The sequence below is a fragment of the Gehongia tenuis genome, from assembly GCF_014384795.1.
GTDB classification, from domain to species: domain Bacteria; phylum Bacillota; class Clostridia; order Christensenellales; family NSJ-53; genus Gehongia; species Gehongia tenuis.
In genome coordinates, this window is sequence record NZ_JACRSR010000001.1 from 905,751 (window position 1) to 918,609 (window position 12,859).

The window sequence follows — 12,859 nt, forward strand, 5'->3', positions numbered from 1 at the left end:
ATTTATGACAAAGCAGGCGGCCGCGGGCTGGAAGGCATGCCTGATTGAACAAGGATATGGGGAGCTGGCTGAAAGACTGACCTTGGTGCGTGCCCTGGTGAATGAACAGGATCGGAGCATCAGCGTCCAATTTGAGGGCCGGGGGGAGAGCGTTCCGAATGGAGATCAGCTCCTCGCCGGAGCTTTCAGCGCCACCTTTTCTCAAGCTAAGGTATCGGTGGATATCGTTTGGAAACCCATGGAACAAAGAAACCTGGAGGATGAACTGGCCGCGGGCGGCCGGTTTATTCTGGATGCTCTTTTGGAGGAGATGCCCTCCTTCAAAGCCTGGATGGACGAAACCAGGCTGTCCCTTGAAGGGGATGCCCTTACGGTGAAGGTGCCCCAGCCCACACTGGTGGAGACGCTGCTTCACAAGAACGCCGGTCATCTGCTTCAGGAGCATATTGTGCAGCATTTTGGCCGGGCGGTGGCCGTGAAGTTTGATTCCGACGGAGCGGCGAACGAGGAAGCGGAGGCGGAGGAAAAAGAAAGGCTTCTTCAGGAAAAGGCAAAGCTTGCGGTGGTCCAGCCGCCGGCGGAGGCGGTCAAACCCGCCAATCCCCAGCCGGAGAAATCCTCCCGCGCCCCCCGGAAGAGCGGCGGTCCGAAACGGATCAAAGCCAATGAGGATACGCTGATGGGCTATGGCATCGGAAACGAAGCGGCGACGCCCATTGAGGAGCTTTCCCTGGAATCGGGACGGGTCACCGTGCGGGGTGAAGTGGTGAGCCTGGAAACCCGTCCGCTGAAGGACGGACTCAAAGCATTGGTCAATTTTGCGCTTACTGACTATACCAGCAGCATCTATGTGAAATCCTTCCTGAAGCTGGAGAAGCTGGAGGAGATTGAAAAGGACCTGAAACCCGGCTGCTGGCTTAAAGTGCGGGGCGAGGTGGTGCTCGACACCTTTTCCCAGGAAGCGGTCATCATGGCGAAGGACCTTGAAAAGGCCCAGCCGGAGGTGCGGCTGGACGAGGCCGAGGAGAAACGGGTGGAACTGCATCTTCACACCCAGATGAGCTCCATGGATTCGGTCCTCAGCATCAAAAAGGCCATCGATCAGGCGGCGGCCTGGGGCCATAAGGCCCTTGCCATCACCGACCATGGTGTGGTGCAGGCTTTTCCTGAGGCTTACGATTATGCCAGCCGCAAGGATTTCAAGATTATCTTTGGCGTCGAAGGCTATTTGATGGAGGATCTTCAGGGCATTGTCCAGGGCGGGGCCTGCGGAGATTTTAACCGGACCTTCGTGGTTTTTGACGTGGAGACCACCGGCCTATATGCCGGCAAGGACCGCCTGACCGAGATCGGAGCGGTCAAGATTGAGGACCGGAAAGTGGTGGGGCGCTTCTCCACCTTTGTCAATCCGGAGATGCCCATTCCCGCCAAAATCACTGAGCTGACCAGCATCACCGACGCCATGGTGGCGGACGCGCCAAAGGCGGGCCCCGCCCTTAAGGATTTCTATAAATTTGCGGAAGGTTCCATTTTGGTAGCCCATAACGCCTCCTTTGACGTGGGCTTTTTGAAAGCGGAGTCAGTGCGAACGAACGGCCCGGATTTTTCCGGCTTTGCGGTGTTGGATACCCTGCTTCTCGCCCGGCAGATTTTCCGGGAGCTGAAGCGTCACCGGCTGGATACCATTGCAAGGCACCTCAAGATTTCCATGGGACGGCATCACCGGGCGGTGGACGATGCGAACACCACCGGTGAAATTCTGCTGCAAAGCCTGAAGCGCCTGGAGGAACAGGATATTCACACGCTGGAGGCCATTGACGAGAAACTGAATGATCACAATGTGGCGGGCATCGGCCGCCATCATATCATTGTGCTTGCAAAGAACCAGGAGGGACTGATGAACCTCTATAAGCTCATCACCATATCCCACCTGGAGTACTTCAACCGTACGCCCCGGCTGCCCCGGGATGTGATGCAAAAATACCGCAAGGGGCTTTTGTTCGGTTCCGCCTGTGAGCAGGGGGAACTGTTCAAAGCCATTCTGGACGGCAGGCCGGAGGCGGAACTGGAACGCATTGCAGGTTTCTATGATTTTCTGGAGATTCAGCCCCTGGGCAACAATGAATTTTTGATCCGGCAGGGCCGCGCTGACCGCCAAAAGCTGATTGACATCAATAAAAAGATCATCGCCCTCGGGGACAAGCTCTCTAAGCCGGTGGTCGCCACCTGCGATGTTCATTTTCTCAATCCCCGGGATGAGGTGTTCCGCCGGATCCTGATGAAGGGACAGGGCTTTGAGGATGCGGACCAGCAGGCGCCCCTCTATTTCAGATCCACCCCGGAGATGCTGGCGGAGTTCGATTATCTCGATCCTGAAACCGCCCGGCGGGTGGTGATCGAGGCGCCGAATGCCATCGCCGATCAAATCGAGGCCATGCGGCCCTTCCCCAACGAGACCTTTCACCCGAAGATTGAGGGTGCGGAGGACGCGGTGCGGGAGATGGCTACGAAGCGCGCCCATGAGATCTATGGCGATCCGCTGCCGGATATCGTTCAAGCGCGGCTGGACAAGGAGCTCAAATCCATCATCGGGCATGGGTTTGCGGTGCTGTACTGGATCGCCCACAAGCTGGTTAAAAAATCCCTTTCCGATGGATATTTGGTGGGCTCCCGGGGTTCGGTCGGCTCTTCCCTGGTGGCGACGTTCCTTGAGATCACCGAAGTGAACGCGCTGCCGCCCCACTATGTGTGTCCGAAGTGCAAACACAGCGATTTTAACGTGGATGTGAAGAAATATGCCTGCGGCGTGGACCTGCCGCCCATGGACTGCCCCTGCTGCGGCACGGCTATGCTTCGCCAGGGCTATGATATTCCTTTTGAGGTGTTCCTCGGCTTTGAGGGCGATAAGGTTCCCGATATCGATCTCAATTTCTCCGGCGAATACCAAAGCGTCATGCACAAATACACCGAGGAAATCTTTGGTACCGGGAACGTGTTCCGGGCGGGTACCATCGGTACGGTGAAGGAAAAGACGGCCTATGGCTTCGTGCTCAAATACTTCGAAGAGAAGGGGATGCTGGAGAGGATATCCAAGGCGGAGCTGGACCGGCTTTCCAAGGGCTGTTCCGGGGTCAAGCGCACCACCGGCCAGCATCCGGGCGGCATCGTGGTCGTGCCCAAGGAGATCGATGTACATTTGTTCACGCCGGTGCAGCATCCCGCTGATGACAAGACGTCGGGAATCATCACCACCCATTTTGACTTCAACTCCCTGCATGACCGGTTGGTGAAGCTGGACATCCTGGGGCATGATGATCCGACCATGATTCGTATGCTTCAGGATCTGACGGGGGTGGACCCCTTCAGCATACCTCTCAACGATGAGCGGGTGATGTCCCTTTTTTCCACCACGGAGACCCTGGGCGTCACACCGGAGGAGCTGGACTGCCAGGTGGGCACCTATTTCATTCCCGAGTTTGGCACCAGCTTTGTGCAGGAGATGCTCATCGAAACCCGGCCCAGGACCATGGCTGAACTGATCCGTATCAGCGGTCTTTCCCATGGCACCGATGTATGGCTCAACAACGCTCAGGAGCTCATTCGAAAGAACATTGCTGTCCTCAAGGAAACCATCTGTACACGGGATGACATCATGAATCAGCTCATCGCTGAAGGCGTGCCGCCGAAGATGGCCTTTACGACCATGGAGAGCGTGCGAAAGGGCAAGGGGCTGAAGCCCGAGATGGAGGAAGCCATGATCGAGCACGACGTGCCCGAGTGGTTCATGGATTCCTGCCGCAAGATCAAGTACATGTTTCCGAAGGCCCATGCCGCGGCCTATGTGATGATGGCTCTTCGCATCGCCTACTTTAAGGTCTATTATCCCAAGGCCTTCTATGCGGCATGCCTCAGCATACGCGCCCTCGCGGATTTCGACGCTCTTACCATGACCAAGGGCCTTGACGCCGTGCGGGAGGAGCGGAAGGCGCTCAACGAAAAGGGCAAGACCACGAAGCTGAGCGTGAAGGAAAAGGACCGGCTGACCGTTCTGGAGTTGATTGTGGAGATGAATCTTCGCGGGATCTTCTTTGAGGGTATTGATCTCTATAAGTCCGACGCCAAGAAGTTTATCATCACCGACAAGGGACTTTTGCCGCCCTTCATGGCGGTGCCCGGACTGGGGGAGGCGGCGGCCAGAAGCATTGTGGAGGCGAGGAAGGACGGACCCTTTATCTCCATCGAGGACTTCCAGCAGCGCACTTCGGTCAATAAGACCAATATCGAGATCTTTAAGGGGCTGGGCTGCTTCAAGGATCTGCCGGACAGCAATCAGCTTTCGCTATTTGCCGGCCTGTCCTTATAAAATTTGCCAACCCGGGAAAACTGTAAATAGGCTTAAAATGCCGTTAAAATGCTAGAGTGAAGCCCTTTTTACTTGCGGGAACTGGTGCGTTGTGCTATAATAACCATAATTCATCAATTCGGAATTTGTAAGGAGTGGGTGACGGCCCGCTCTTTCTATTATGACAGAAACCCAGGAGGTTACCTTTGACCAAAAAATCATCAATGCTTGAAGCCATTCGTAGTGCCGCTGAGCCGATCATCCAGGCTTTGGATATGGAGCTTGTGGATGTGGAGTATGCAAAGGAGGGCTCCGATTGGTGTCTTTTTGTGTTTGTCGACCGGCCGGAGGGCATGTCGATGAACGATGTGGAGCGCGCCACGGCGCCTTTAAACGAACTTTTGGATGAAATAGATCCGATCGCCGAGCCTTACCAGCTTATCGTCTCTTCGCCCGGGGACCGTCCGCTGAAGACGGCGCGGGATTTTGAACGCAATCAGGATAAGCCGGTGGAAGTGAAGCTTTACCGCCAGATGAACGGCAGGAAAGCCTTCGTGGGAAAACTCGAGGCCTTCGGAGAACAGATCATGATACGGGATGAGAAGGATCAGGTGTTTTCCTTCGATCCAAAGGATGTGGCCGTGGTTCGGCCTTGGTTTACGGTGTAAAGGCTGGGGGGAGGATGCTAAGCCATGAACGCTGAATTTTTAAATGCGCTGGATGCCATTGAACGGGAGAAAAAAATACAGAAGGAAGTTCTGATCAAGGCGGTGGAAAAGGCCTTGACTTCAGCCTTCAAGGGCAATTTTGGCGCGACCCAAAATGTGAAGGTGACCATTGACCGGATGAACGGCGACGTGAAGGTTTTTGCCGTTAAAACGGTGGTGGAGACGGTGGAGGACTCCAATCTCGAGATCGCCCTTGAGGAGGCCCAGAAGATTCGCCGGGTATATGAGCCGGGCGATATCGTGGAGCTTGAGGTCACGCCCAAGTCCTTTGGACGCATTGCGGCCCAGACAGCCAAGCAGGTGGTTGTGCAGCGCATCCGCGAAGCGGAGCGGGGCATGATTTATAATGATCTGATTGAAAAGGAAGAGGAGATCCTCTCCGGCATAATCCGGCGCATTGAAAAGCGGCGGGTCTATGTGGAGCTGGGCAGCAGCGAGGGCGTCATTGAGCCCGGCGAACAGGTGCCCAACGAGACTTACGATCTCAACGAACGTCTCAAAGTGTTGGTGCTCGAGGTCAAAAGGACCAATAAGGGCCTTCAGGTGATGCTCTCCCGCACCCATCCCAGCCTTGTAAGGCGGCTTTTTGAGATGGAAGTGCCGGAGATCCAAAACGGGACCATCCTGATTAAGAGCATCGCCCGGGAAGCGGGCTACCGCACCAAAATGGCGGTGCATTCCACCGACGGCTCCGTGGAACCCGTTGGGGCCTGCGTGGGCCAGCGGGGCATCCGGGTGGAGCATGTGGTGGATGAGCTTCGCGGTGAAAAAATTGATATTATCAAGTGGAGCGCCGACCCCGCTGAATATATAGCCAACGCTTTAAGCCCCGCCCGTACACTGATGGTGTACGTTAACGAGGCGGAGCGGGCGGCCCGGGTGATCGTGCCCGATAACCAGCTGTCCCTTGCCATCGGCAAGGAAGGGCAGAATGCCCGTCTTGCCGCCAAGCTGACCGGCTGGAAGATCGATATCAAAAGTGAAACGCAGGCCATGAATCTGCTTGAAAAGGTTCAGGGCGAGGAAGTGGAGAGGTAATTGATGGAGCGAAAGATCCCCAAACGCATGTGCGTGGGCTGCCGGGAGATGAAACCGAAAAAGGATCTGATCCGGGTGGTGCGTACCGCTGAGGAGGGCGTGCCCAAAGTGGACCGCACGGGGCGGGCCAATGGCCGCGGGGCTTACATCTGTCCTGAAGCGGCCTGCCTGCAGAAGGCGGCTAAGACCCGGGCGCTTGAAAGAGCGCTCGAAGTCAAAATCACGCCGGAAATATTGGACCAGCTGGAAAGGGAGATCGAACGGCGTGAGCTTTGAGGATGTCTTTAATCTTTTGGGTCTGTGCTATCGGGCCCGGCGTTTGGTGGTGGGCGAGGAAGCCTGCCGGCAGGCGATTCGAAGCGGTAAGGCCGAGCTGGTGCTCGTGTGCCATTCGGCTTCACCAAATACCCTGCATCGGTATGAAAGCATGTGCTACGGCCAAAATATCAAGCTGTGTGTGCTGCCGGATACCCATGAATTGGGGCCCTTTTTGGGCAAACCCAGTGCAAAAGCCGTTGCAATACTTGACAAAGGGTTTGCAGAGGGGTTAAATCATAAATTGTGCGATTCGTTTTCGGGGGTGGGTTGTAAATGAGTAAATTAAAAGTGTTGGAAATTGCCCAGGAGTATGGCAAGCCCAGCGAGGAATTGTTGGGGCAGGTCCAAAAACTGGTGGAAGATACCAAGCGTACCCTGTCCACGGTCAAGGGCCGGGAGCAGGTAAAGATCCAGGAGATGCGTGCAAAGGAGGCCGAGGCCAAGGAGCGGGCCTTGCAGGCGGAGATGGATTCTGAGGAGGCGCCGCTGACCGATGCAGCCGCGTCCGCGCCGGAACCCGCGGAGGAGATGCCGGCAGCGTCTGCCGCACAGGCCGAACCTGTCGAGGCTGAAAAGACTGCGCCCGCACCCGAAGCGTCGGCGGCCGAAGCATCTCAAAAGGAGAAAATTGAGAGCGGCAAACCTGAGGCGGAAGCCGCGGCGGAGCCTGTCAAGCAGGAGCCGGCGGCCCCTCAACGGCCAAAACCCCAGATGGGCGGCGGGCCCTTCATTCCCCAGCCCCAGGCCAATCGTCCGGCTCAGCAGAATAGACCGGCGCAGCAGACGCGTCCCCAGCCCCCGCGGGACAATCGTCCGGCAAGACCCCAGCAGCCGGCCGGCACGGCGCCCCGTACCCCGAGAAAGCCTGCAGCACCCGGTTTTGCAGCGGCTCCGGCGCCCGCGAAGAACTTCACTTCGCCGCCGCCCAAGCCGCGCTACGATGATCGCAGGAACAGGAGCCGCAAGCCCCTGCCCGATAAAAAGAATGCGCCTATGTTCGATGATGAGCGCTATCGCGGTCGCAAGCCCAAGCGCAAGCAGCAGCCTGCACAGCCCATTGTGCCCATCAAGATTGAAAAGGCGGTGATCACTACGGAGATGGTTTCCGTTAAGGATCTTTCCGAGAAGATTGGCAAGCCGGCGGCGGAGATCATCAAGAAGCTTTTTCTGCTGGGCATTTTGGCTACCATCAATCAGGAGATTGACTTTGATACGGCAGCTTTGGTTGCCAGTGAATACGATATTGAACTTGAGCACAAGATGGATAAGACCTTTGAAGAGGTGCTCAGCGACGAGGATCATGAGGACGACAGCAAGGATCTTGAGAACCGTCCCCCTGTGGTCACCATCATGGGCCACGTGGACCATGGCAAGACTTCCCTTTTGGATGTGATCCGCAGCACCCATGTGACCGATCAGGAGTCCGGCGGCATCACCCAGCACATCGGTGCCTATATGGTCAACGTTCATGGTCAGGCGATCACCTTCCTGGATACTCCCGGTCATGAGGCCTTCACGGCGATGCGTGCCCGCGGCGCGCAGGTGACGGATATCGCTATTCTGGTGGTTGCGGCGGATGACGGCGTTATGCCCCAGACCATTGAGGCGATCAACCATTCCAAAGCGGCGGAAGTGCCCATCATTGTGGCGATTAACAAGATTGATAAACCCGGCGCCAATCCTGAAAAGGTCATGCAGGAGCTGACCGAGTATGGACTGGTATGCGAGGATTGGGGCGGCGACACCGTCATGGTGCCCGTGTCCGCTCATACGAAGGAGGGCTTGGATAAGCTCCTTGAAATGGTTCTTTTGGTGGCGGAGATGCAGGAGCTGAGGGCCAATGCCAATCGTATGGCCAAGGGCTCCATCATTGAAGCAAAGCTTGACAAGGGCCGTGGCCCTGTGGCCACCGTGCTGGTTCAAAACGGAACGCTGAAAGTGGGCGACACCATCGTGGCCGGCACCGCTTACGGTCGTGTCCGTGCCATGCTGAACGACAAGGGCCGCCGGGTGGATGAAGCTGGTCCCTCCGTTCCCGTTGAGGTTCTTGGCTTCTCCGAGGTTCCGGAAGCGGGCGACGTGCTCTATGCGGTGGAAGACGACAAGCTTTCCCGCCAGGTTGCCGAGGAGCGGCGCAACAAGCAGAAGATTCAGCAGATGAAGGTGATGTCCAAGGTTTCCTTGGATGAGCTGTTCAGCCAGATTGCCCAAGGCCAGGTCAAAGACCTCAACATCGTGGTCAAGGCCGATGTGCAGGGCAGCGTGGAAGCCATGCGCCAGTCCCTGGAGAAGCTCTCCAACGATGAGGTTCGGGTTCGGGTCATTCACGGCGGCGTGGGTGCCATCGCGGAGACGGACGTTATGCTTGCCTCCGTTTCAAATGCCATCATCATCGGTTTCCATGTGCGGCCCGATGCCAAAGCGCGGGAGGCGGCTGAAAAGGAGAACGTGGACCTTCGCCTGTACCGGGTCATCTATGAAGCCATCGACGATGTGGAGAAGGCCATGAAGGGTATGCTGGAGCCGGTCTACCGTGAAGTGGTGCTGGGTCACGCCCAGGTTCGCGAGGTCTTCAAGGTCAGCGGCGTCGGTGCCGTAGCCGGAAGCTATATTACCGACGGCAAGATCGTCCGCAATGCCGAGGTCCGTGTACTGCGGGACAATGTGGTGGTTCATGAGGGCAAGATCGACTCCCTCAAACGCTTTAAGGATGACGCTAAGGAAGTCATGCAGGGCTATGAGTGCGGTATCGGTCTTGAGAACTTTAATGATATCAAGGAAGGCGATGTGCTCGAGGCCTTCACCCAGGAGGAAGTGGAGCGCTGATGCCTTAGGAAAGGAACGGTTTTGTGAAAATCGACCGCAACAATAGGATCAACGAGGAAGTCAAGCGGGAGGTCAGCGATATCATCCACAGCGATCTCAAGGACCCAAGGATCGGCGGCATGGTGTCGGTGATCCGGGCGGATGTGACCGGGGATCTGAGATATGCCAGAATCTATGTGAGCATCATGGCCGGGGATGAGGAGAAAAAGGCGACCATGAAGGCGCTCAAAAGTGCTGCCGGTTTTGTGCGGCGGGAGCTTGGCGCCCGGATTGACCTTCGGTATGTTCCTGAAATCCAGTTCGTGTTGGATACCTCCATTGAATACAGTATCCATATCAACGAAGTGCTGAAAAAGGTGGAGAACGATCACAAAGATGTTTGAAAAATTGAGTGTTCTGGTGAAAAACGCCCAGAGAATTTGTTTGGCAGCCCATGTGTCCCCGGATGGGGACGCATTGGGCTCCTGTGCTGCATTGGGCCTCGGACTCGTCAAGCTGGGCAAGGAGGTCACCTTGCTGTGCGACGATCCAGTCCCGCCAAGATACGCCTTTTTAGACGTGCAGACGCGGCCCTATGATGCGGCCATGAAGGTGGATCTTTGCATCTATGTGGATTGCAGTGATGCCGGGAGAGCGGGAAAGGCCGGTGCGCTGGTGGGCAAAGTTCCCACCTTCTGTATCGACCATCATGGTACCAACCCCGCCTTTGCCGATGAAAACGTCATCGACCCGGCTATGGCAGCGACGGCCCAGCTGATTCTTATCGCGGTGGATGAGCTGGGAATTCCTTGGGATGCCCGTATGGCGAGCTGCCTGTATGTGGGACTCAGCACGGATTCGGGTAATTTTTCCTTTGGCAACTGTGACGCGAAGGCGCTTTGCGCGGCCTCCTATCTGGTGGAGAAGGGGGCGCGGCCGGCGGAGCTTTGCGATAAGCTCTATGGAAACCGGCCGCTGTCCGCTGTGCGGCTGCTGGGGCTCGGGCTTTCAACCCTTAAAATGAGTCTGGGAGGCAAGGTAGCGTCCCTTCATGTGACCCGCGCCATGCTGACGGAAGCGGGCGCCAGGGACGGCGATACGGAGGACATGGTGAACTATGCCGCCGACCTTGAGGGCGTGGAGATCGCTGTGTTCGTCAAGGAAGCGGAAGGCGGAACCAAGGCCAGCCTTCGCTCCCGCGGCGAGGCGGATGTGTCCAAACTGGCTTCCTATTTTGGCGGCGGCGGGCATGCCAAGGCATCGGGCTGCTTTTTAAAGCTTGGTGTGGCGGAAGCGGAGGCAGTACTGGTCAAAAAAGCCTGTGAGATGTTGACGCAATGAACGGGGTTTTAAACGTGCATAAGCCCCTTGGAATGACCTCCAGCGATGTGGTCGTCTTTGTCCGGCGGGCCTGGCACTTTAAAAAGGTGGGGCACGGCGGCACTTTGGACCCCGAAGCGGAAGGTGTGCTTCCCATCCTGGTCGGGCGGGGCACGCGGCTTTTTGACGCGATGATGGATATGGATAAGGAGTACCTGTGCGAGATTACGCTGGGCGTTGTCACCGATACCCAGGACAGCACGGGGCAGGTGCTGGAACGCCGGCCGGTCAGGGCGGAAAGGGAGGCGCTTGAAACCGCGCTGGAGGCCTTTCATGGACCCATCGAGCAGGTACCGCCCATGTATTCTGCAATCAAGATGCAGGGAAAAAAGCTCTATGAATTAGCCCGTTCCGGGCAAACGGTGGAGCGAAAGGCCCGGAATGTGGAGATCTATGGCCTTCAGGTGATCTCGGATAAGGGGGAGGGACGCTTCGATCTATGGGTGCGCTGCTCCAAGGGCACCTATATCCGCACCCTCTGTCATGATATTGGGGAAGCTTTGGGCTGCGGCGCCCATATGTCCGCATTGAAACGCCTCCGGAGCGGTCCCTTTTGCTTGGAGCAGAGCGTCAGCTTGGAAACGATCCAAAATGCCGCGGAAGATCCGGATAGTTTGCTGATCCCCATGGACAAGGTGCTGGAGCACTGGCCTCGGGTTCATGTGCGGGAGGAGTATCATAAAAAACTGGTGAATGGCAACACGCTGCCGCCGGAGGCCGCCTTGGAGGCGGTGCCCGAGGAGCCCTTTCTCGTTTATGGACCGGAGGGGCTTGTGGGCATTGGAAAGCGTGATGAGGCGTATTTTCGCATCAAGACCATGCTGATTTAAGGGGGGGTACTGGATGAAGGTTTACTTTGGACATCCCGATCCATCCATGCAGCAGCGATTTGGACTGGCTTTGGGGTTCTTCGACGGGGTCCACGAAGGGCACCGCCGGCTTATCACCTGCCTTAAGCTGGCAGCGGCAAAGCAGAAGTTCATTCCTGCCGTGTACACCTTCTTGGAGCATCCCACTCATGTGGTGCCCGGTCTCATCCCAAGAAAGCTTTTAACCACGCCCCGGGAGCGCATCCATTTCCTGAAGGAGGAGGGGATTGAGTCCCTCTATATGGGCTCCTTCACGCCCGAATTCGCGGCTGAGGACAAGCAGACTTTCATGGAACAGCTTTTCGTACCGGCGCTCAAATACCTGGTGGTGGGCTACAATTATTCCTTTGGCCGGGGCGGCGAAGGAACGGCCGAAGATCTTCGTAGCTTCGGAGAGGCAAGAGGCGTGCCAGTGGTGGTGCTGCCCGAGGTGGCGGTGAACGGCGAGAGCGTATCCAGCACGCGGATTCGAAAGCTGGTGGAAAAAGGAGAGCTGCGTGAAGCGGTCATGCTGCTTCGAAGGCCCTATTCGGTGGAAGGTTCGGTAAAGCCGGGTAATCAGATCGGACAGACCATGGGTTTTCCCACGGCCAACCTGTATCTGCCGGACTACAAGGTGCTGCCGGCCAGGGGAGTCTATGCCACCATCGCTTATCTGGACGGCCGCCATTGGGCGGCGGTCACCAACGTTGGCATCAAGCCCACGGTGACCGACAAAGCGGTGGACACCGTGGAGACCCATATCATGGGCAAAAAAGAGGTGCTCTATGGACGGTTTCTCCGGGTCATGTTCGTGCAAAAACTGCGGGGCGAGATCAAATTTGACGGGCTTGACACGCTCAAGAAGCAGATTGCCATGGATGTGGAAGCGGCCAAGGAGATTTTAAAACCCATGGCCGAGGAATAAGACAGCATTTTTAGGCGAAAAATACCAAATGGATGGTTGTACTTTTGCAGGGATATATGATACAATGAACGAGTTGAAATGAACCATTGGCATGGTTTATCGGGCCTCCGCCGTTTTACGATGCTGATGGCGATTCAAAATTTAATGGAGGTGTCATGAAATGACCAAGGAAAAGAAACTGGAGATCATCGAAAAGTATAAGCGCCACGAAGGCGACACCGGCTCCCCGGAAGTGCAGGTTGCTCTTCTGACTGAGCGGATCAATCATCTGAACGAGCATCTGAAGAGCCACAAGAAGGACCACCATTCCCGCCGTGGACTTTTGATGATGGTCGGCCAGCGCCGTGGACTGCTGAACTACCTCAAGGATCAGGATATTGAGCGCTACCGCGCTTTGATCGCCAGCTTGGAGCTCAGAAAGTAAAATAGTAATTCGTACGGATAGAGCGGATGTCCGCTCTATTCTTCTATC

Annotated in this window: 11 protein-coding genes; all 11 read left to right on the forward strand. The window is 56.5% G+C overall.

All coding sequences use genetic code 11. From position 1 onward, the window contains the following. Nucleotides 1–4: 4 nt before the first annotated feature. The 11 genes from H8696_RS04520 to rpsO all read left to right on the forward strand — a co-directional run bounded on the left by H8696_RS04520 (nt 5) and on the right by rpsO (nt 12,811). Nucleotides 5–4,363, forward strand: a complete 4,359-nt coding sequence (locus H8696_RS04520) for a PolC-type DNA polymerase III (RefSeq protein WP_249315169.1) — start codon at nt 5–7, stop codon at nt 4,361–4,363. A gap of 185 nt (nt 4,364–4,548) precedes the next feature. Next, nucleotides 4,549–5,010, forward strand: a complete 462-nt coding sequence (locus H8696_RS04525; protein ID WP_249315170.1) for a ribosome maturation factor RimP — start codon at nt 4,549–4,551, stop codon at nt 5,008–5,010. 24 nt (nt 5,011–5,034) lie between these two features. Continuing rightward, nucleotides 5,035–6,108, forward strand: a complete 1,074-nt coding sequence (nusA, locus tag H8696_RS04530) for a transcription termination factor NusA (protein WP_249315171.1) — start codon at nt 5,035–5,037, stop codon at nt 6,106–6,108. Between the two features lie 3 nt (nt 6,109–6,111). After that, the gene (gene rnpM / locus H8696_RS04535) at nt 6,112–6,384 is read left to right on the forward strand and encodes an RNase P modulator RnpM (RefSeq protein WP_249315172.1); all 273 of its coding nucleotides are present in this window, start codon (nt 6,112–6,114) and stop codon (nt 6,382–6,384) included. Beyond that, nucleotides 6,374–6,703: a L7Ae/L30e/S12e/Gadd45 family ribosomal protein gene (locus H8696_RS04540; protein WP_249315173.1), complete on the forward strand. Its 330-nt coding sequence runs from the start codon at nt 6,374–6,376 to the stop codon at nt 6,701–6,703. The genes rnpM and H8696_RS04540 overlap by 11 nt, the downstream gene beginning before the upstream one ends. Continuing rightward, entirely contained in the window at nt 6,700–9,252 is a 2,553-nt protein-coding gene (gene infB / locus H8696_RS04545; protein ID WP_249315174.1) for a translation initiation factor IF-2, read from the forward strand. Before H8696_RS04540 ends, infB begins: the two co-directional genes overlap by 4 nt. 29 nt (nt 9,253–9,281) lie before the next feature. Beyond that, on the forward strand, nt 9,282–9,635 hold the full coding sequence (gene rbfA, locus H8696_RS04550; protein ID WP_249315979.1) for a 30S ribosome-binding factor RbfA: 354 nt from the start codon (nt 9,282–9,284) through the stop codon (nt 9,633–9,635). Further along, nucleotides 9,628–10,572, forward strand: a complete 945-nt coding sequence (locus H8696_RS04555; RefSeq protein ID WP_249315175.1) for a DHH family phosphoesterase — start codon at nt 9,628–9,630, stop codon at nt 10,570–10,572. Before rbfA ends, H8696_RS04555 begins: the two co-directional genes overlap by 8 nt. Beyond that, on the forward strand, nt 10,569–11,441 hold the full coding sequence (gene truB, locus H8696_RS04560) for a tRNA pseudouridine(55) synthase TruB (protein WP_249315176.1): 873 nt from the start codon (nt 10,569–10,571) through the stop codon (nt 11,439–11,441). Before H8696_RS04555 ends, truB begins: the two co-directional genes overlap by 4 nt. Before the next feature lie 13 nt (nt 11,442–11,454). Continuing rightward, complete coding sequence (locus tag H8696_RS04565) at nt 11,455–12,387, forward strand: bifunctional riboflavin kinase/FAD synthetase (RefSeq protein WP_249315177.1); 933 nt, start codon at nt 11,455–11,457, stop codon at nt 12,385–12,387. Between the two features lie 160 nt (nt 12,388–12,547). Then, entirely contained in the window at nt 12,548–12,811 is a 264-nt protein-coding gene (gene rpsO, locus H8696_RS04570; RefSeq protein ID WP_249315178.1) for a 30S ribosomal protein S15, read from the forward strand. The last annotated feature ends 48 nt before the right edge of the window (nt 12,812–12,859 follow it).

Excerpts from the sequence above, each read along its gene's own strand:
- rpsO (WP_249315178.1), top strand. The coding sequence starts at position 12,548 with ATGACCAAGGAAAAGAAACTGGAGATCATCGAAAAGTATAAGCGCCAC.
- H8696_RS04565 (WP_249315177.1), top strand. The coding sequence starts at position 11,455 with ATGAAGGTTTACTTTGGACATCCCGATCCATCCATGCAGCAGCGATTT.
- rnpM (WP_249315172.1), top strand. The coding sequence starts at position 6,112 with ATGGAGCGAAAGATCCCCAAACGCATGTGCGTGGGCTGCCGGGAGATG.
- nusA (WP_249315171.1), top strand. The coding sequence starts at position 5,035 with ATGAACGCTGAATTTTTAAATGCGCTGGATGCCATTGAACGGGAGAAA.
- truB (WP_249315176.1), top strand. The coding sequence starts at position 10,569 with ATGAACGGGGTTTTAAACGTGCATAAGCCCCTTGGAATGACCTCCAGC.
- H8696_RS04520 (WP_249315169.1), top strand. The coding sequence starts at position 5 with ATGACAAAGCAGGCGGCCGCGGGCTGGAAGGCATGCCTGATTGAACAA.
- infB (WP_249315174.1), top strand. The coding sequence starts at position 6,700 with ATGAGTAAATTAAAAGTGTTGGAAATTGCCCAGGAGTATGGCAAGCCC.
- H8696_RS04555 (WP_249315175.1), top strand. The coding sequence starts at position 9,628 with ATGTTTGAAAAATTGAGTGTTCTGGTGAAAAACGCCCAGAGAATTTGT.